The sequence below is a fragment of the Stenotrophomonas sp. yr243 genome (assembly GCF_900184195.1).
GTDB lineage: Bacteria > Pseudomonadota > Gammaproteobacteria > Xanthomonadales > Xanthomonadaceae > Stenotrophomonas > Stenotrophomonas lactitubi.
In genome coordinates, this window is record NZ_FXWT01000001.1 from 1,358,569 (window position 1) to 1,376,198 (window position 17,630).

Sequence of the window (17,630 nt, forward strand, 5' to 3'; positions counted from 1 at the left end):
GCACACCTTCAACCGGAGCACAACATGACCTGGCAATCGATTGATTCGATTCCGCTTTGTACAAAAGCGTCATCGCCGATCCGGGCGTTCTCGTTGCGTTCCTCTACTCCTCTCTGCGGGCCTTCACTAGGTTTGAACGTCCACCTCCTGCGGTGGAACTGGCGCAGCCCTGTTTGGCAGCGCACCGATGAATTGGAAGAGAGAGAGACCCATGACCATCCGTATTCCCGAACTTGGGTTGGCGATCCGCCGAGCGCTTGCGATGACAGCCGCCACTGCGTTGGCCGTTCCCGCATTCGCCCAGCATTCCGTTGAAGCCACCACCCTGGACCGCATCGAGATCACTGGCTCGCGCATCCGCCAGGTCGATCTGGAAACCGCTCAGCCCGTGCTGACCATCAGCCGCGCTGACATCGAGCGGCAAGGCTTCAATTCAGTCGCCGACATCCTGCAGAACCTGACCGCAACCGGCAGCCCGGCACTGAGCCGCGCCAGCCCGCTCAGCGCTGGCGAAACCGCCGGTGGCAGTTACGTGGACATGCGCGGCCTGGGTGCACAGCGCACGCTGGTGCTGATCAATGGCAAACGCCTGGGCATGACAACCAGTGGTTACCAGGACGTCTCCAGCATTCCTGCCGCTGCCGTGGAGCGCATGGAAGTACTGAAGGATGGCGCATCGGCGATCTACGGTTCCGACGCCATGGCCGGCGTGATCAACATCATCACCCGCCGCAACGTCGAGGGCGTGACCGCCAGCGTCTACCATGGCCAGTTCAGCGAAGGCGACGGCGCCCGCACCCAATACGACGTGGTTGCAGGCTGGTCGAATGAACGCGCCTCGATCAGCCTCGCCGCCGAGCATGTCGAAGAAAAGGCCGTGTGGGCGAAGGATCGAGGCTTCAGTGCCCACACCTATACCGATCGCCATCCGGACGATGGCTGGACCACGGTCGGCCAATGGGGTCGCATCACCGGCTTCAAGGGCCCGGGCTGCAGCAACAGCCGTGGCTGCAGCTATTCGCTCGATCGTGGCAGCCAGCCGGGAGGTCCGGACAGCTTCCATCTCAGCGACAATTCGCCGTTCACCGGTGATGTCAGCAACAGCAACGAGCAGATGCACCTGCAGACACCGATCAAGCGCGACTCGATCTTCGTTGACGCGCGCGTGGATCTGAATGACCAGGTCCGCTTCAACACCCAGCTGGCCTACAACCAACGCACCACGAGGCGCCAGGTCGCCGGCTACCCGTTCCAGTCCGGCGCAGCCGGCATCACGCCGATGTCTGTCGACAGCTGGTTCAATCCGTTCGGCAGCCATCACGGCTACGAAACGCCCAGCGACGTGCACTGGAACCGCCGCACGTGGGAGATTCCGCGCGTCAGTACCAGCGAACTGAACTCCTGGCAGGGCGTGGCGGCATTCGAGGGCAGCTTCGAGTTCGGCGGTCGCGATTTCGACTGGGAAGCCGGTTACCAGTACAACCGCAGCGAACTGACCCAACGCTCCACCGGCAATCTGCATAAGCAACGCGTCGCCGATGCCACCGGGCCGTCCTTCTACAATCCGGCAACCGGCAAGGTTGAGTGCGGCACACCGGATGCGCCGATCACCGGTTGCAGGCCCTGGAACCCGCTGGTGCCATATGGCCAGGATGATCCCTATGGCCTGACCGGAAACCCGGAACTGCAGGACTCGTTGTTCCCGGAAGAACTCACCCGCGGTCGTACCACTACCCGCAACCTGTTCGCCAACCTCAGCGGCAGTCTCGCCACCCTGCCTGCAGGTGAGCTCGGCTTCGCAGTAGGAGCGGAGAGTCGCCGTGAGGACGGCCGCTTCATCCCCGATGCGCTGGCGCAGACCGGTGCCACCACCAACCTGGCCGCAGGCCCCACCGGTGGTAGCTACCGTGTAGACGAGGCCTACCTGGAGCTGAGCGTGCCGGTGCTTCGCGACCTTGCCGGTGCGCGTGAGCTGAGCCTGAGCGCCGCCACCCGATACTCGGACTACACCACCTTCGGCGGCACCCTCAACAGCAAGTTCGGGTTCACCTGGAAGCCGATAGACCAGCTGTTGGTCCGCGGCACGTGGGCCCAGGGCTTCCGCGCACCGACCATCTCCAACCTGTATGGCGGTGGCTCTGAAACCTTCACCACCGGCTTCCGCGATCCCTGCGACACCGTCTATGGTGCAGCCGCCAGCAGCCCGGAGGTGCGTGCACGCTGCGCCGCCGATATCGCCAATGCGGACAGCTACCGCCAGCTCGGCCAAGGCAACGAGCCGATCACCGGCAGCAGTGGACAGACACCCCTTCCCTTCACCAACGGCTCCAATCCGGACCTGGAACCGGAAACCTCGACCAGCCGCACACTGGGCCTGGTCTGGAGCCCGACGTTTGCCGAAGGGCTGAACATCGCGCTCGACTGGTGGAAGATCCGAATCGAGAACACCATCGTCGCAGACCATCCCAACAACATCCTCCGCGATTGCTACGAGCTGGGCATCGCCGAGCGTTGCGGCAGCTTCACCCGCGATCCGGAGTTGGGCATTGTCAACAAGCTCAGTTATGGCAACCGCAACAGCGGTTTCCGCCAAGCCGAAGGCTATGACCTGGAAATCGGCCACAAGGTCGAAACCCGCTGGGGCAAGCTGAGCGCCGATTGGAAGACCACCTACGTGGTTGCCGCCGAGGAGCGGACCACCAACGAGGCGGATGTGCCGCCGATTCCCAGCAATGGCATCGCCACCAACGGCGGTATCGGCTTCCGGGTCCGCTCCAACGCATCGCTGGGCTGGGAGCAGGGCAACCTGGGCCTCACCTGGAGCCTGCGTTACTTCTCCGCCGTCAAGGAACGCTGCCTGGACGCAAGCGAACATCCGGACGAATGTTCCCATCCGGACCAGCGCGCGCCCTGGTACAGCGGCAGCCGCGATTACAACCGACGCGGTTCGGTCACGTTCCATGATGTGCAGGCGCGTTACAACCTGCCGTGGAGTGCCACCGTTTCGATTGGCGCCAACAATGTGTTCGCCCGCCAGGGCCCGATCCTGTACAGCCAGCCAAGTTCCAATTTCTCCTACTACGGCGGCTTTGACATCGGTCGCTTCGTCTACATGAAGTACCAGCAGCGCTTCTGATCCACGCGCTGGCGCAACACCATGACCACGGCCCTTCGGGGCCGTGGTTTTTCGTGCCTCTGAACTACGCGGGCAGCGCCCGGCGTGACCGTCATCGCGTTGTCGCAAAGCGGTCATGTCGGCTACATCGCCAGGCCTGAGCATGCGTAAAACCGGAGGCCCGCCATGCGCTATGCCATCGTCACCGAAACCTACCCGCCGGAGATCAACGGCGTCGCACTGACCGTGCAGGGCCTGGAGCAGGGATTGCGCGCCGCCGGCCACGAGATCGACCTGATCCGCCCGCGACAGGTTAGCGAAGCACTGGATGCGGCGCCGGGCACCCTGCTGGTACCGGGCGCGGCCTTGCCGCGCTATCCCGGCCTGCGCTTCGGCCTGCCGGCACCGATCCGGCTGGGCCGGCACTGGCGGCAGCAGCGCCCGGACGCGATCTACGTGGCGACCGAGGGCCCATTGGGCTGGTCGGCGCTGCGCACCGCACGCCGCCTCGGCATTCCGGTGGCCACCGGGTTCCACACCCGCTTCGACGAATACCTGCCTGACTATGGCGTGGCGTGGCTGCAGTCGGCGGCAATGCGCTGGATGCGCCGCTTCCACAACCAGGCCGATGCGACTCTGGTGCCCACCCGCGAACTGCAGGAGTTCCTGACCGAGCAGGGCTTCGAGCGTGTGCGCCTGCTCGCGCGTGCGGTCGACAGCCAGCAGTTCGATCCGTCGCGCCGTGACCCGGCGTTGCGCGAAGAATGGGGCATCGATGGTACGGGGCTGGCAGCGATCTACGTCGGCCGCATCGCCGCCGAAAAGAACCTCGGCCTGGCGGTGAAGGCCTTCCGCAAGCTGCAGCAGGTGCGCCCGAAAGCACGTTTCATCTGGGTCGGCGATGGCCCGGCGCGCGAAAAGCTGGCGCATGAGAATCCCGATTTCATCTTCTGCGGCATACAGCGCGGCGATGCGCTGGCCCGACATTTCGCCAGTGGCGATCTGTTCCTGTTCCCCAGCCGCAGCGAGACATTCGGCAACGTGACTCTGGAAAGCATGGCAAGCGGCCTGGCCACGGTCGCTTTCGACTACGGCGCGGCCCGCGAGTACCTGCGCAACGGCGAGAACGGTGCGGCAGTGGATGGCGACGAGCAGTTCGTGCAGGCAGCAGTTCAACTGGCCGCTGATGATGCCCTGCGCCGCGAACTGGGCAGCACCGCGGCACGGGCGATGAAGCGGCTGCACCCGCAGCAGGTGGTGGCGGAGTTCGAGAGCCTGTTGGCGGAACTGGCCAGCGCGCGGAGGAGCGGACATGCGCACCACGCCGCTTGAACTGCTGGCAGGCCGCGAAGCACGATTGTGTCGCCGCGCCAACCACTACTGCCGACGTCGCCGCGTCCGCCGCGTCTTCTCGATCATCAGCCGACTCGGCGATGGCGTGTTCTGGTACGTGTTGATGGGCGCGCTGGTGCTCATTGATGGCTTCGATGGCCTGCGTGCGTCGGTGCACATGGCAGCCACCGGACTGGCCGCACTGCTGCTGTACAAGGGGCTGAAGCGCTGGACCCGGCGACCACGACCGTACGCGGCCGACCTGCGTATCCGTGCCTGGGTGGCGCCGCTGGATGAGTTCAGTTTCCCGTCCGGGCATACCCTGCACGCGGTGTCGTTCACCATCGTTGCGCTGGCCTACTACCCCTGGCTGGCGCCGCTGCTGGTGCCGTTCACCTTCGGCGTGGGCCTTTCGCGCGTAGTACTGGGCCTGCACTACCCGAGTGACGTTCTGGCGGCCACCGGCATCGCTGCGCTGCTGGCCTCGGCCAGCCTCGCCTGGCTGCCGTTGCCGGTGTGATGCCCTGCGGCTGCGCAGGGCCCTGCGCTACCGGCGAAGCGATGCCCTAGAATGTCCGCATGACCACGCTGTTCATTTCCGATCTGCATCTGGACCCCAGCCGTCCGGCCATCACCGACCTGTTCCTGCGCTTCCTGCGCGAGGAGGCCCCCGGCGCCGACGCGCTGTACATCCTCGGCGATCTGTTCGAAGCCTGGATCGGCGATGACACCCCCTCCGCCGCAGCCGATGCGGTGGCCGATGCGCTGAAGGTACTGTCCGACAGCGGCGTGCCGGTCTTCTTCATCCGCGGCAATCGTGACTTCCTGCTCGGCGAAGACTATGCCCGCCGCGCCGGCCTGCGCATCCTGCCGGACCCGTGCATGATCGAACTCTACGGCCGCCCAGTGCTGCTGCAGCACGGCGACCTGCTGTGCACCGATGACACTCCCTACCAGCAGTTCCGCGCCCAGACCCGCGATCCTGTCTTCCAGGCGCAGTTCCTGTCGCAGCCGCTTTCTGCGCGCATCGCCTTCGCGCAGAAAGCGCGTGATGCCAGCCAGGCGCGCCAGTCGGAAATGAAGCAGGGCGACCGTGCACAGTTCGAAACCGTCACCGACGTGGCCCCGGCCGAAGTGGAAGCCACTTACGCGCGCCACGGCATGGACACGATGATCCATGGCCACACCCATCGCCCGGCGATCCACACCCTGCAGGCCGGCGGACGCAGCTGCACCCGCATCGTGCTGGGGGACTGGTACGAACAGGGCTCGGTGCTGCGCGTGGATGCGAACGGCTGGACCCTGGATACGCTCAGCCGCGAATGATCGATCGCAGGGTGCCAACCAAGGTTGGCATCTACCAGAGCAGGTGCACGCGCTCTGGTAGACGCCGACCTTGATCGGCGCTTGGCCTCAGCGGAAGGCCGCGATGGTGGCCTTGGTATTGACCAGCACGCGCTGGTTGTCGGCACTGCTGGCGATGCCCATCGGCACGCCGTTGTAGCTGATGTTCGGATTGGACCAGTAGTTCAGCCGCGGGCAGCCGGCCGCGCAGTCATAGGCCATGATCGTGCGCCAGCGCGATCCGCTGGCCGGCTCATAGCGATAGCCATGGCCATAGGCATACGGTGACGTGCTCGGATCACTGGCGATATCGTGCCGTGCGCTCTGCAGGTGGCCGATTTCATGGGCGAACGAGTAGTAGCCGGTGGCGCAATCCCAGTACACCGCGGCAAACGCCGTCGACGCCGTGGAGCCGATGCCCGAGGCCAGCCCGCAGTAACTGGTGTTGTTGATCAGTAGTACGCCGACGTCGGCGGCGGTGCTGTTGCGGCTGGTGTGGATGCTGTCCATGTAACCGTCGCCGGTGCCACGGAAGCGCGACAGGTCGGTGGTGAAATTGCCGGACTCGGTGTAGCTGGTGGTTTCATAACCGGCCAGCTGCAGGGTCAGGCCCACGTTGCTGTTGGTATACCCCTGGTTGGACTCGGCAACGGCCAGCTGCACCAGCGACTGCATGTTGCCGCCGTAGGCGCTCACTGCGGCGTTGGTCGCCACCACCAGCACGCGGATGGTCGCCGGGCTTCCCGACGAGGCCTGCGCGGTGCCGAGGCGATCATTGGCCGGCATGGCGATCTTCGGCAACTGGTTGTAGTCGGCCGGATGGTCGGCCGGCATCCGCGATTCATCCACCTCGACCAGCACATGGCGATTGCCCAGCGGACGCAGGCGATACAGCTTGCCGTCCTTGCGGATCGAGCCGGTGAGAGTGTTGCCTGAGCGCACCAGGATCAGCGAATTGCCCGGATCGTCCTGGCCATTGGACGTGGCCGCCTGCAGGCGATCGGACGGCGCGCGCAACTGGCCATACCAGACGCTGCCACCATCCGGCAGCGCCTCGACCTTGCTGCGAACGGCCTGCACCTTCTGCCCGAGCAGCTCGAATTCCAGCTGCGACTGCGCAGTGGCGGTGGCATCGACACGCACTTCCTGTACGGCGGCGGTGGACGGGGTGGCCAGCAAGCGCCCGAGTGCCGGCTCGCTGGTGGCCGATGCACGACTGAGCACGGTGACCGGCTCGAACAACGGCGCCGCACTGGCGGCCGCCGCTACCGACAATCCCAACAACAGACCACCTGTCGCTTTACCTATCGATCTGGACATCATCTTGTCGCTCCTTGGAGTGAAGTAGACAGCGTTGATGCAGCACGACCCGGGGTGCCGGGTTCGGCCATCAGGCCTGCGCAGGGCATGTGAATTCAATAGATGAGGGGAATGGAAATCGCGATCTGTGATCGACCGCATCTGCGTTCAGTGAGGTCAAAAGCGTCAGTACACTTCGCCAACACACAGCTTTCGCGCTACCGTGACGTGGTCACGACAGGGGATGCACATGGCGTCAGCGCAGCACGGCAGTGACATGACGGCTGATCCGGGCCTGCTGCGGATCGGCCTGTTCTTCGACGGCACCCGCAACAACGCGCACAACCTGGCGCAGGGCCACCGGCAGGTGCCGCGACCGCGCGCTGTCCTGCTCCGCGCCGATGACGATTCGACCTACCAGAGCCGGCTGACCAGCAGCTATGACAACGGCGCCACCAACATCGCGCGCCTGCACCAGTTGTATCCGGACAGCCGACGCACACCGGGCAGCGCACCATCGCTGGCGATCTATGTTGAAGGTGTCGGCACTCGTGATGATGCCGAGGACGACCTGATCGGCCTGGCCTTCGGGATTGGCGCCAGTGGCGTGCAGGCGAAGGTGCAGCGTGCATTGCAGGTGTTGCTGCCGGCGGCACTGTCGGCGCTTGCCTCGCAGTGGTGCGCGCCGCTGCACAGCGTGCAGCTGGATCTGTTCGGCTATTCGCGGGGCGCGGCCGCCGCACGCGATGTTGCCAACCACCTGCGCGGGTGGGATGCCGCGCGCTGGCGGCAGCTGCTGCTGCAGGCGGGGCTTTCGTGCAGTGCCGACTTCGCCCTGCCGCGGCCGACACTGCGCTTCATCGGCCTGTTCGACACGGTGGTTGCCGTCAACGGCGGCCGTGCCGACGAGCACCCCCGCATCGCCCTGCCCGCGGGCATCGCCGAGGCTGTGTTGCAGCTCAGCGCGCGCGATGAGCATCGCCAGCACTATGCGTTGACCACGGTGGCACCGGCCCATCCCGAAATCGCACTGCCCGGTGTGCACGCCAATATCGGTGGAGGCTACGACCAGGTGGAGGAAGGGCCCAAGCTGCTCAGCCGGCCGCGACGGCAGCAGCTGCGCCGGCCCGGCGTGGAGGACTACCAGACGCCGCCACTGGCCCTGCTGCAGGCGACGACCGCCTACGCTGAAGCACAGGCCGACGCCGAGCGCTGGCGGCAGCAGCTGGGGCTGAGCACGAAGGAAGTGTGGGTCGATGTCTGGCACCAGTGGCAGCAGCAACGACGCGCGGGCAGCCGCAGCGTACTGCTGTCGCCGGTGCTGTACGCCACCGCCGCGGTGGTGCTGCACCGGCGCATCGATTGGCGCTATCAGCTGGTTGCGCTGCAGGTGATGCAGAAGCACGCCATCGATGCCGGCGTGACCTGGACCGCCAACGCCGCCGAGGTGGCGGGCTGGGAGCTGCCTGGTGCACTGCAGCCGATCGCACGGCGCCTGATCGCGGGCCAGTCGCTGACGCCGACGCAGGAAGCGTTGCTGCGCCGCCGTTACCTGATGCAGTCCGCACACTGGAATTTCGATGCGCTGGGCGATACCGCCCTGACCTACACCGCTGATGCCGGTGTCAGCGAGCTGCCGTACCGCCCTGGGCCGGGGTTGTTCTACATCAACCGGCCGACGGTGGATGGCAGGCGCGTGGTGTTGCCGAACGGGTGAACGAGCGAACGGCATCCACGCATGGCGTGGATCTACTGCAAGCGCGCATGGCGTGGATGATGGATCAACCGACGCCGGTCAACCTGCCTGTTCGATCAGATTGGCAAGCTCATCCGCATCGAACCCAGCCAGCAGGCGGGCCTCGATATTGAACGGCCCGTGCAGGTAGCCACCGGCATACTCGACCAGCAGTTCCTTGAAACGTGCACGCGGTTCGACGCCGGCGCGCTCGCAGTACCAGCGGAACCAGCGCGACCCAGCGGCAACGTGTGCAACCTCCTCGCGCAGGATCACTTCCAGCACGTCAGCGGTTTCACCGTCGCCGACATTGCGCAGCTTGTCGATCATGCCAGGCGTCACGTCCAGCCCACGCGCTTCCAGCACGCGCGGCACCAGCGCCATGCGCGCGAGGCCGTCGTGCGCGGTCTTCTCGCACATTTCCCACAGGCCGTTGTGCGCAGGAAAATCGGCGTACTCATGGCCGTGTGCCAGCAGGCGCTCGCGCAGCAGCATGAAGTGGCGCGATTCGTCGTCGGCGCAGCTCACCCAGTCGGCATGGAACGCCGCCGGCAGACCACGGAAGCGGTACACCGCGTCCCAGGCCAGGTCGATCGCATTGAGCTCGATATGGGCGATGGCGTGGATGAACGCCGCGCGCCCCTCCACACCGCCGAGGCCGCGCCGGGGCACTTCACGCGGATGCACCATCAGCAGCAGCGGCGGTCGGCCCGGCATGCGGATCGGATCGGCCATCGGCGCATCGGCCGGTACGTTCAACCGGCCGGCGCGGAACGCAGCGGCGTAGGCCTGGGTCAGTGCGACCTTGCGCAGGGGATCGGCTTCGGCCAGGCACTGCTGCGCAGCGCGCAGCAGATTGCCGCCGACGTCAGGCACGTCGATCACCGCCTGGACCTCAGGCGCGGCGCTTGTGCTTGGCGTCGTCCGAACGCAGCTGCTGGATGCGCTCGAAGTAGCCCGGCTCGATGCCCGTCGGGTAATGCCCGTTGAAGCACGACGAATCGAAGTTGCGCAGCGCCGGATTGCCTTCGCTCACCGCCGCTTCCATGTCTTCGATGTCCTGGTAGATCAGCCAGTCGCAGCCCAGGTGCGCTTCGATTTCCTCGATGCTGCGGTTGTGCGCGACCAGTTCTTCAGCCGCCGGCATGTCGATGCCGTAGATGTTCGGGTAACGCACCGGCGGCGCGGCGCTGGCCAGGTAGACCTTGCGCGCGCCGGCGTCACGCGCCATCTGCACGATCTGCTGGCTGGTGGTGCCGCGCACGATCGAGTCGTCCACCAGCAGCACCACGCGGTTGCGGAATTCCAGGTGGATCGGGTTGAGCTTGCGGCGCACCGACTTCACCCGCTCACCCTGCCCCGGCATGATGAACGTGCGGCCGATGTAACGGTTCTTGATGAAGCCTTCGCGGTACTTCACCCCAAGCACGTTGGAGATCTCCAGCGCAGCATCGCGCGAGGTGTCCGGGATCGGGATGATGGTGTCGATGTCGTGGTCCGGGCGCAGGCGCAGGATCTTCTCGCCCAGCTTGATGCCCATGCGCATGCGCGCCTTGTGCACCGACACGTTGTCGATCATCGAATCGGGGCGTGCGAAGTACACGTACTCGAAGATGCACGGGGTGTGTTCGGCCGGCTCGGCGCAGATTTCCGAGAACAGCTCACCGCGCGCGGTGATCACCAGCGCTTCGCCCGGCTGCACGTCACGCACGCGCTGGAAGCCCAGCACGTCCAGCGCGGCCGACTCGGAGGCCACGATGTACTCGTCACCCTCGGCGTGGCTGCGCTTGCCCAGCACCAGCGGGCGGATGCCGTGCGGATCGCGGAAAGCGACCAGGCCCAGGCCCAGCACCACGCTGACCACCGCATAGCCGCCCTTGCAGCGACGGTGCACGCCGGCCACCGCGCGGATGGCGGCTTCCGGGCTGAGCTGGCGCTGCTGTTCCAGTTCGTAGGCGAACACGTTCAACAGCACTTCGCTGTCCGAATCGGTATTGACGTTGCGGCGGTCCTGCTCGAACACCTGCTGGCGCAGGTCCTCGGTGTTGATCAGGTTGCCGTTGTGGGCCAGCGCGATGCCGTACGGCGAATTGACGTAGAACGGCTGCGCCTCGTCCATGCCTTCGGAACCGGCGGTCGGGTAGCGCACATGGGCGATACCGACACTGCCTTCCAGGGTGGACATGGTGCGTGCATCGAAGACATCGCGGACCAGGCCGGTGGCCTTCTGCACCCGCAAGCGGCTGCCGTTGACGGTGGCGATGCCCGCCGCGTCCTGGCCGCGATGCTGGAGGACGGTCAAGCCGTCATACAACTGCCCGGCGACGTTCTGGTTGCCGACGATTCCGACGATGCCACACATGATGCGAGGTCTCCGCTGGGCTGTGCCCAGTTACAAGGAAGGTGGCCGTACCTGGCCAGAGTTGTCGCCGCGTCTGCGGTCGACATTGGCCGGGTCGTCCGGCTCGATGCTGCCCGGTAGTGCTGGGGCGTCCGGGCGCACTTCGGCAGGATCACGTGCCTCGCCCTGTTCCGCCTTCGCAGGCCGCAGCCATCCGCTGCCCGCCACTATCTGACCGAGTACGCCATTATCGCCTGTCGCCCCCGGCTTGCCCACTCCGGCGCTGGCGCTTTTGCCAAGCTCCATCAACGCAGATGGGGACAGTGCGTCCATCGGCAAGGCCTTGGGCAGCAGGTCGGTGCCCGGCACCTGCCAGTGCGGCAGTTTGCTGTTCATCCAGCCCACGGCCGGGTTCAGCACCGGACGCAGCGCCGAGCCGCGCCAGGAGGGTTCGGCGGTAAGCGGGGTGAAGCCGGCCAGCAGCAGCAGCACGGCCGCAATGAGGCCCCCACGCACGGCACCCAGGACACCGCCCAGCAGGCGGTCCAGGCTGCCCAGCATGTTGCGGTGGACGATGGCCTTGATGACCATGCCGATCACGGCGACGACGATCATCACGCCGATGCCGACGCTGAGGTAGCCACCGATGAAATGCTCGCCGCCGGGCGCGGCCGGTGCCGCCCACCAGCGTGCGGCGTCATTGCCGAAGGCGAAGGCCGCCCAGGCGGCCACCAGCCACGATACGGTGCCGATGACGATGCCCACGAAGCCGCGCAGCAACCCGAGCAGGGTGGAGGCGGCGATCACGATCAGCAGCACCACGTCGATCATGGCGCCCCGCTCCTTCGGCGGCGCTGGCAACGGGGCTGCGCACAGGTCATGGGTGCGGTCGCACCATGCCGGCCACGCCGACCTTGGCGGCGACCTGCGCCTTCAACTGTTCGGCATCGGCGCGGTTGGCGACCGGTCCGACGCGGACCCGGTGCAGGCTGCCCTTTTCGGTGCGCACCTGCTCGACAAAGGCACTGAAGCCTGCCGCGCGGACCTTGTCGCGCAGGGCGTTGGCATCGTTGGCCTGGCCGAATGCACCGAGCTGCACGGCAAAACCCACTCCGCTCGCCGCCGGTGCGGCCGGCGCAGTCGGCGGGGTGGCCGGCTTGCTGGCGGTCGCTTCAGGCTTCGGCTCGGGCTTCGGTTCCGGCTTTGCCACGGGCTTGGCCGGTTCCGGCTTGGTGGCCGGCGCTGTTGCTGCGGTCGGCGTGCTCGGCGGCAGGCTTTCACTGCGCACCGGGTTGCTGGTCGCCGACGGCGTAGCCGCCGCAATGGGCGTACTGGCGCTCGGCGCGGGCGTCGGCGTGCTGGCCACCGGTGCGCTGGTCGAGGGCTTCGCGTCGAGGGTGATGACTTCTGCCTTCACGTCGGCACGGACCTTCACCGCCTGCAGCCGGCCCGCTTCGGCCTGCGCACGATCGGCATACGGTCCTACGCGCACGCGCCAGGCCGGGCGACCGTTGATCGATGCGGTCTCGATGAAGCCCGGAAGCTGCGAGCGCTTCAGGTAGGCGACCACCGCATCGGCGTCGGCCTGGCTGCCGTAGGCGCCGAAGGTCACCGCATAGTTGCCGGCAGCGACCGCTGGCGACGTGTCCACGGTCGGCGGTGCAGCCGGTGCGGCGGCCTCCTCGACGGGACGGGCCTGGCCGCTCTGCAATCCGGTGGCGCCACCGGCAGGCGCGACCAGCGGCAGTTCGCGGGTTTCGAACTGGCCATCGGCCGGCGCATCGGGCGCGGCGATCGGCACATTGGCCACACCGCTGTCCGGGGCCGGGCCCTTGACGAGCATCGGCAGGAAGATGACGGCCAAGGCCACCAGGACGATGGCACCAATCAGACGCTGTTTCAGGGGCGTATCCACGTAGGGCAGGCGGCAGGCTGGACGTTGCGGTCGATTATACGGGTGCTGGACCGGGCGGCGTCGGTAATGGCTGAACGGCGGTCAGGCGGGGGCCTGCAGCCATTGCAGCGCAGCGGCAGCGGTATGGAAGGAGCCGAACACCAGTACCCGGTCGCCGCGTTCGGCACGGGCCAGCACCTGCGCCAGCGCCTGTTCGACCGTGTCGGCCAGCGCCGCAGTAGCTGCGGCGGTATTGGCCAGGCGCGCCTGCAGCTGCGTCGCACTCTGTCCGCGCGGGCCATCCAGGCCGGCCAGGGTCCAGTCGCTCACCACGTCCTGCAGGGCCTGCACCACGCCCACGGCGTCCTTGTCCTGCAGCGCGGCGTACACCGCCAGGGTGCGCCCCGGGGCCGCCTCGGCCTTCAGCGCGCGTGCCAGCTGGCCGGCCGCCTGCGGGTTGTGACCGACATCGACGCGAACCTGCACGCCATCGCGCTCGAACGCCTGCAGGCGCCCGGCGATGCGCGCCGCTGCCACGCCTGCGGCCCATGCCGCGCGCGGCACCGGCTTGTCCAGTGCACGCAGCGCAGCGATCGCCGCACCGGCGTTGGCCAGCTGGATCGGTCCGGCCAGCGCCGGGGTCGGCAGCTCCAGGCGGGTACCGACATCGCGCCAACGCCAACGCTGCGCATCGATCGGTTCGTAGAAGTAGTCGCTGCCACCGCGGATCGCATTGGCACCTACCAGGTAGGCGCGCGCCAGCACGCTCGACGGCGGATCGGTCTCGCCCAGGATCACCGGCTTCCAGCCGCGGATGATGCCGGCCTTCTCGGCACCGATGGCCTCGCGGTCCTCGCCCAGCCATTCGGCGTGATCGATATCCACGGTGGTGATCACCGACACGTCGGCGTCGACGATGTTGACCGCATCCAGGCGGCCGCCCAGGCCGACTTCCAGCACGGCCAGATCGAGATCGGCATCGGCGAACAACTGCAGCGCGGCCAGCGTTCCGTATTCGAAATAGGTCAGCGTCACATCACCGCGCGCGGCCTCGACCACGTTGAACGCGGCAACCAGTGCGGCGTCATCGGCATCCTGGCCATCGATGCGCACACGCTCGTTGTAGCGCAGAAGGTGCGGTGAGGTATACGCACCAACCTTCCAGCCCGCAGCGCGCGCGATGGCCTCGATGAAGGCAACGGTGGACCCCTTGCCGTTGGTACCACCGACCACGATGGTGTGCCTGGCCGGCGTGCCCAGGCCCATCGCGGTGGCCACGGTGCGCACGCGCTCCAGTCCCATGTCGATGGTGGCCGGGTGCTGGCGTTCAATGTAATCCAGCCAATCGGCCAGAGTGGTCGGGGTGTTCTTCACGGCAAGGCTTCCAACAGGTACAGGTGGTTCAGGACAGGAAATTCAGAGGGCGCGGTGCTTGGCTTCACCGAAGAACGGCGTGTGGTGGGCGCAGTCGTTCAGGCGCACCACTTCCAGGCTGTCCAGGTCGGCGCCCTCAAGCAGGTTGAGCGTGGTCGGTGCCTGGCGGAAGCTCCACAGGCGGGAAATCGGCAAGCCCAACACCTTGCACAGGATCACCCGGTTGACCGCGTCGTGGGCGACCACCAACAGCGTGTCGTGTTCGCCAAGGCCTTCGGCGGCACGGGCCAGGCCGCGCCAGCTGCGCTCGAGCACCAGGCGCAACGACTCGCCACCGGGCATCAGCACGGTGTCCGGCTCAGTGCGCCAGGCCTGCAGCCGCGATGGGTCTTTCTCGTTGATTTCGCTGGCCAGCAGACCTTCCCACTCACCGTGGGCGATTTCCTGCAGCTCCGGCTCGGTCAGCAGCATGTCGGCGCGTGCAGCTCCAAGGGCCAGCTGTGCGGTGCGCTGGGCGCGCGACAGCGGCGAGGCCACTGCACGGGTGATGTCCACCGACGCCAGGCGGGCGCCAAGCGCCTGGGCCTGGGCTTCACCGATGGGCGAAAGCGGGATGTCGATCTGGCCTTGGTAGCGGCCTTCGGCGTTCCACGGCGTTTCGCCGTGACGGGCAAGCAGGATGCGCATGCGAACAAGGGGTCCTGGGGGAGGAGTTCCGGCGCAGTGTTCACATCCTGTGAAGTACGCGGAACAGGGATGATACCTGTTCGGCGGACCGGGCCGGACGAGGCATGAAAAAACCCCGCGACTGGCGTCGCGGGGTTTCAGGTTTCCTACGGATTCCGCCGGGCATGGCCCGGCGCTACCGGAGGCGGCCAGTAGATCCACGCCATGCGTGGATAGACCGCCAGCGACCGCAGACGGATCATTTCGCCAGGTTCAGTTCCTTCAGCAGCTGCGGCGCCGGCGCCACTTCCTGCATGATCCACTGCATGTAACGGCTGTCGACGGCGATCATGCGGGTCATCACCGGGTCGAACACCCAGTTGGAGCTGACCGATTCCCAGTTGCCGTCGAAGGCCAGGCCAACCAGCTTGCCGTTGGCATCGAGCACCGGCGAACCGGAGTTGCCACCAGTGATATCCAGGTTGGACAGGAAGTTCACCGGTACCGAACCAATCCGCTTGTCTTCCAGGCCGCCATAACGCTTGGCCTTGACCGCATCCAGCAGCGCCTTCGGCGAGTCGAACGGATCTTCACCGGTTTCCTTCGCCGCAACACCTTCCAAGGTGGTGAACGGGGTGTACTTCACGCCGTCCTTGCCATAGCCCATGACGTTGCCGAAGGTGATGCGCAGCGACAGGTTGGCATCGGGGTAGACGAACTCGCCCTGGCTCTTCTTGTAGTCGGCCACGGCCTGCAGGTACAGCGGACGCGCGGTCAGCGATTCGCCTTCGCGGATCTTCTTCTGCTCTTCCTGCTTCAACAGCGCCGGCATGACCGCCACCGCGTACTGGATGGCCGGATCATTGCTGGCTTCAAACGCAGCGCGGTCCGCCTTGAACCACTTCAGGCGGTTGTCCAGGCTGCCCAGCTCGGTGCCGCCCAGCTTGGTCACCAGCGACTTCACCGCAGCGGCATCGCTGCCGGCCAGCCACTTGTTCAGCACTTCGTTGTCGCGCTGCGCGGCCGGCAGGGCCACGTACTGGTCGAGCCAGTAGGCCTGCAGCTGCTGGTCCATCTTCGCCACGTAGCGGCGATCCATCTGCTTCAGCCCACCTTCGATGGTGGTCAGGTCACGTTCCTGGTAGCCGGCTTCGCGCTCGGCGTCCGGCTTGCTGCGCTCGATCGACAGGCGGTACAGGGTGATGGCCGCGCCAACGGCCGAGGTGTTGTTGAACTGGCCAACAAACAGGTCGCGCTCGCGCGTGGACTTGCTGGTATCCAGGTGCTGCAGCAGCTGCGCGTGCGCAGCCAGCGCCGGCTTGCCGGCAGCGCCCTGCTTCTTCAGCCAGGCCAGCACTGCAGCTTCTTCAGCCTGCTTCTGGCCGGCGGCGTCGATGCGCTTGAAGCCTTCCAGCTGGCCCAGGTAGTTCTTGGCCACGTTGTTCATGCTGGCGGCGGTGGCGGCGTACTTCACCTTGACGTCGGCGTCGGCCTTGCCGGCGTCGGCGATCATCTTCAGCACCGCGTTGTAGTGGCGGGCGATGGTCGGATAGGTGAAGCTGGCGGTCTCGTTGAACTCACCGGCCAGCGCGTAACGGTTGGTGCGGCCCGGGTAGCCGGCCACCATCACGAAGTCGTCGGCGCCCAGCGGCGTATCGGCGAACTTCAGGAAGTGCTTGGGCTGGTACGGCACGTTGTCGGCCGAGAACGCCGCCGGCTTGCCGTCCTTGCCGACGTAGGCACGGTAGAACGAGAAGTCACCGGTGTGGCGCGGCCACATCCAGTTGTCGACGTCGCCGCCGAACTTGCCGACGCTGCCCGGAGGTGCATAGACCAGACGCACGTCCTTGATTTCCAGGTTGCGGAACAGGCGGTAGGTGTTGCCGCCGGAGAAGCTGTACAGGCGGCAGCGGAAGCCGGCATCGGCTTCACAGGCGGCGACCTGGGCCTTGTCGAAGGCATCCAGCGCGCGGCTGCGGGCCAGCGGGTCCTTGCCGGCGCCAGCGATGGCGGCCTTGGCCTGGGCGGTGACGTCGGTGATCTGGTCGAGCACGAACACGCGGGCGTTCGGGCCGGCGCTCAGTTCATCGCTGAGCTTGGGCGCGTTGAAGCCGTCCTTGATCAGGTTCTTCTGCGCGGTCGAGTTCAGCTGGATCGCACCGTAGGCACAGTGGTGGTTGGTGACCACCAGGCCCTGCGGCGAGACGAAGCTGGCGGTGCAGCCGCCCAGCGCGACCACGGCGCCCATCGGGTCGCCGGTCAGGTTGGCCAGCTGTTCCGGGGACAGCTTGAGGCCGGCCTTCTGCAGCGGGCCGGCGATTTCCGGCAGCTGCTGCGGCACCCACATGCCTTCAGCGGCATGGGCGACCTGGACCAGCCCAAGGCTGGCGACGACGGAGAATGCAAGCAGGTTCGAGCGCATGGAGCGGCCCCTGGTAGTGGAACTCTCGATTGTAGCCCGCCACCCTGCCCCGCCCCGAATCCCGGAAGTCATGGGCCGGACGCCCCGATGCCCCGGTAGCAGCCAACC

At 66.6% G+C, this 17,630-nt stretch carries 13 protein-coding genes; 5 read left to right on the top strand and 8 right to left on the bottom strand.

What is annotated here, in order from left to right; translation table 11 throughout:
* Nucleotides 1–211: 211 nt before the first annotated feature.
* The 4 genes from QOL57_RS06525 to lpxH all read left to right on the top strand — a co-directional run bounded on the left by QOL57_RS06525 (nt 212) and on the right by lpxH (nt 5,773).
* Nucleotides 212–3,136, top strand: a complete 2,925-nt coding sequence (locus tag QOL57_RS06525; protein WP_089239067.1) for a TonB-dependent receptor — start codon at nt 212–214, stop codon at nt 3,134–3,136.
* Nucleotides 3,137–3,301: 165 nt separating this feature from the next.
* Nucleotides 3,302–4,447 (top strand): glycosyltransferase family 1 protein, encoded by a 1,146-nt coding sequence (locus QOL57_RS06530; protein WP_089239065.1) that lies wholly within the window; start codon nt 3,302–3,304, stop codon nt 4,445–4,447.
* On the top strand, nt 4,428–4,967 hold the full coding sequence (locus QOL57_RS06535) for a phosphatase PAP2 family protein (RefSeq protein ID WP_025878111.1): 540 nt from the start codon (nt 4,428–4,430) through the stop codon (nt 4,965–4,967). Before QOL57_RS06530 ends, QOL57_RS06535 begins: the two co-directional genes overlap by 20 nt.
* Before the next feature lie 59 nt (nt 4,968–5,026).
* Entirely contained in the window at nt 5,027–5,773 is a 747-nt protein-coding gene (lpxH, locus tag QOL57_RS06540; protein ID WP_089239063.1) for a UDP-2,3-diacylglucosamine diphosphatase, read from the top strand.
* An 87-nt stretch (nt 5,774–5,860) separates the two neighbouring features.
* Here lpxH and QOL57_RS06545 read toward each other — a convergent pair whose 3' ends face one another.
* Entirely contained in the window at nt 5,861–7,114 is a 1,254-nt protein-coding gene (locus QOL57_RS06545; RefSeq protein ID WP_089239061.1) for a zinc-dependent metalloprotease, read from the bottom strand.
* Between the two features lie 220 nt (nt 7,115–7,334).
* On the opposite strand from QOL57_RS06545, the gene QOL57_RS06550 reads away from it, so the two are divergent.
* On the top strand, nt 7,335–8,807 hold the full coding sequence (locus QOL57_RS06550) for a DUF2235 domain-containing protein (RefSeq protein WP_089239059.1): 1,473 nt from the start codon (nt 7,335–7,337) through the stop codon (nt 8,805–8,807).
* 78 nt (nt 8,808–8,885) lie between these two features.
* Here the strand turns inward: QOL57_RS06550 and QOL57_RS06555 are convergent, their stop codons facing one another.
* From QOL57_RS06555 to QOL57_RS06585, 7 genes are all read right to left on the bottom strand, one after another.
* A complete protein-coding gene (locus tag QOL57_RS06555) occupies nt 8,886–9,710 on the bottom strand; it encodes a ferritin-like domain-containing protein (protein WP_089239057.1) in 825 nt (274 codons plus the stop codon).
* Between the two features lie 10 nt (nt 9,711–9,720).
* On the bottom strand, nt 9,721–11,187 hold the full coding sequence (purF, locus tag QOL57_RS06560; protein ID WP_025878104.1) for an amidophosphoribosyltransferase: 1,467 nt from the start codon (nt 11,185–11,187) through the stop codon (nt 9,721–9,723).
* Between the two features lie 30 nt (nt 11,188–11,217).
* On the bottom strand, nt 11,218–11,997 hold the full coding sequence (locus QOL57_RS06565) for a CvpA family protein (RefSeq protein ID WP_089239055.1): 780 nt from the start codon (nt 11,995–11,997) through the stop codon (nt 11,218–11,220).
* A 46-nt stretch (nt 11,998–12,043) separates the two neighbouring features.
* The gene (locus QOL57_RS06570) at nt 12,044–13,081 is read right to left on the bottom strand and encodes an SPOR domain-containing protein (RefSeq protein ID WP_089239053.1); all 1,038 of its coding nucleotides are present in this window, start codon (nt 13,079–13,081) and stop codon (nt 12,044–12,046) included.
* 81 nt (nt 13,082–13,162) lie between these two features.
* Entirely contained in the window at nt 13,163–14,434 is a 1,272-nt protein-coding gene (gene folC / locus QOL57_RS06575) for a bifunctional tetrahydrofolate synthase/dihydrofolate synthase (RefSeq protein ID WP_089239051.1), read from the bottom strand.
* 42 nt (nt 14,435–14,476) lie between these two features.
* The gene (locus tag QOL57_RS06580) at nt 14,477–15,121 is read right to left on the bottom strand and encodes a histidine phosphatase family protein (RefSeq protein WP_089239049.1); all 645 of its coding nucleotides are present in this window, start codon (nt 15,119–15,121) and stop codon (nt 14,477–14,479) included.
* A 238-nt stretch (nt 15,122–15,359) separates the two neighbouring features.
* Nucleotides 15,360–17,522 carry a S46 family peptidase gene (locus QOL57_RS06585; protein WP_089239047.1) on the bottom strand — a complete coding sequence of 721 codons (2,163 nt, stop codon included), beginning with the start codon at nt 17,520–17,522 and terminating at the stop codon, nt 15,360–15,362.
* Nucleotides 17,523–17,630 lie beyond the last annotated feature (108 nt).

Excerpts from the sequence above, each read along its gene's own strand:
- QOL57_RS06525 (WP_089239067.1), top strand. The coding sequence starts at position 212 with ATGACCATCCGTATTCCCGAACTTGGGTTGGCGATCCGCCGAGCGCTT.
- QOL57_RS06530 (WP_089239065.1), top strand. The coding sequence starts at position 3,302 with ATGCGCTATGCCATCGTCACCGAAACCTACCCGCCGGAGATCAACGGC.
- QOL57_RS06535 (WP_025878111.1), top strand. The coding sequence starts at position 4,428 with ATGCGCACCACGCCGCTTGAACTGCTGGCAGGCCGCGAAGCACGATTG.
- lpxH (WP_089239063.1), top strand. The coding sequence starts at position 5,027 with ATGACCACGCTGTTCATTTCCGATCTGCATCTGGACCCCAGCCGTCCG.
- QOL57_RS06545 (WP_089239061.1), bottom strand. The coding sequence starts at position 7,114 with ATGATGTCCAGATCGATAGGTAAAGCGACAGGTGGTCTGTTGTTGGGA.
- QOL57_RS06550 (WP_089239059.1), top strand. The coding sequence starts at position 7,335 with ATGCACATGGCGTCAGCGCAGCACGGCAGTGACATGACGGCTGATCCG.
- purF (WP_025878104.1), bottom strand. The coding sequence starts at position 11,187 with ATGTGTGGCATCGTCGGAATCGTCGGCAACCAGAACGTCGCCGGGCAG.
- QOL57_RS06565 (WP_089239055.1), bottom strand. The coding sequence starts at position 11,997 with ATGATCGACGTGGTGCTGCTGATCGTGATCGCCGCCTCCACCCTGCTC.
- QOL57_RS06580 (WP_089239049.1), bottom strand. The coding sequence starts at position 15,121 with ATGCGCATCCTGCTTGCCCGTCACGGCGAAACGCCGTGGAACGCCGAA.
- QOL57_RS06585 (WP_089239047.1), bottom strand. The coding sequence starts at position 17,522 with ATGCGCTCGAACCTGCTTGCATTCTCCGTCGTCGCCAGCCTTGGGCTG.